This is a genomic window from Vibrio sp. D173a (assembly GCF_030248475.1).
The window spans coordinates 1-1,292 of sequence record NZ_JAHGAH010001168.1 but is presented as its reverse complement, the minus strand read 5'-3'; the positions used below and the strand labels follow the sequence as shown (position 1 = coordinate 1,292).

General features: G+C 42.0%; 2 protein-coding genes. Both read left to right on the top strand.

What is annotated here, in order from left to right; translation table 11 throughout:
• Positions 1-429, top strand: a 429-nt coding sequence (locus tag KIV40_RS32080) for a LysE family translocator (protein WP_285353384.1), incomplete at its 5' end; no start/stop codon positions are given.
• Positions 430-765: 336 nt separating this feature from the next.
• Positions 766-1,089 (top strand): hypothetical protein, encoded by a 324-nt coding sequence (locus KIV40_RS32075; RefSeq protein ID WP_285353383.1) that lies wholly within the window; start codon positions 766-768, stop codon positions 1,087-1,089.
• The last annotated feature ends 203 nt before the right edge of the window (positions 1,090-1,292 follow it).

Here is a 1,292-nt window from a genome sequence, read left to right as displayed (position 1 = left end):
TTAGCGCGTATTTTAACCGAATCGAAGTTGCTGTTTATATCTCTTCAGTATGTCGGTATCGCGTATATTCTGTTCTTAGGGTTACGCTGTATCAAAGATTCATTTTCGCAACTCTCCGATGATAATAGCGCTCTCGAAACTCAAAACTGGGGGATACTCTCAGGTATCTGGATATCGGTGCTAAACCCTAAGACCTTTCTTTTTTTTATGGCGTTTTTCCCGAGCTATATGAGCAAAAGCCAAGATGCTCCCCACTCTTACCTAGGCATATTGTTAGCCGCTGCTTTGGTTGCATGTACATTTACTGTACACATTATTTATTCGCTCATTGGACAGAAATTAAGTGCTCTGTTGGAAGGTAAAAGCAGGGAAATCAATCGAGTTACTGGTGCTATATTCATCGTTTTGGGGTTGATGATGGCAGCTTAAAGGACAGCGTGATTACTTTCCTTATTTGATTAAACATGCATGGTTTGCGTTTGTTCCCAAAAGCGGTTTAGGACTCGAGTTCTAAACCGCTTATTGAACATTCTCAACACAACGACTTCACCTATCCTTCATTCTCCCTTTTCTACTTGATTGTTCTTATTGGGAATGTTGGGGACAGTTCTATTCCTCACACCGATAAATTTAAGTAATTGTCTATACTTAAGAATTTGTTAGGACGATAGATTATGTGATTCGTACAAAGCGGAATTGGGCTCGTAAAATAAGCCAGTCTTGTATGGATTATTTAGAATAATCGCGCAGTTATGGAATAAAAGAATGCAAAAGAAAACGCATAGGCGAGTCTCCTTAAGAGTGGTGCTGGGGTTGATGTTTGTCTTCTGCGCCTTTGTCACTGGGGGCGTCGCGATTACATTGCAATACTATTTTGCAAGTCAAACAGAATTGAAGCACACACTAGCACGATATCAGACAATAGCGAGTGGTGTATCGGACTACTTCTCTAACCTACAAAATGTGGCGGAAAATGTTACTCGTAGTGGCGTTCAATTAGTAGACCTTATCGGAATGGACTCCTCGACCGAAACCCCAGCCTTCACAGTATTTTTGGCGCACAAGGCAATAATGATTGTTGTCAGATAATCCACCTAGAATCTGGCGAAATTAGGGCAGCCGTGGGAGCTAAAGGCTCCGAAAAGTGGCTGGTGGTAGTGCACCAAGGCGAAGGAAATCAACGACGTAAAACGTCCACTTTTTATGACCAATCCTTTACTCCTCGCGAGGTAGAACAAGAATACAGTAACTACCTTCCTACTCAACGTAGTTGGTACAAGAATGCCACGACA

What these genes read in the sequence shown, in the direction of transcription:
- KIV40_RS32075 (WP_285353383.1), top strand. Translation starts at nt 766, where the DNA reads ATGCAAAAGAAAACGCATAGGCGAGTCTCCTTAAGAGTGGTGCTGGGG.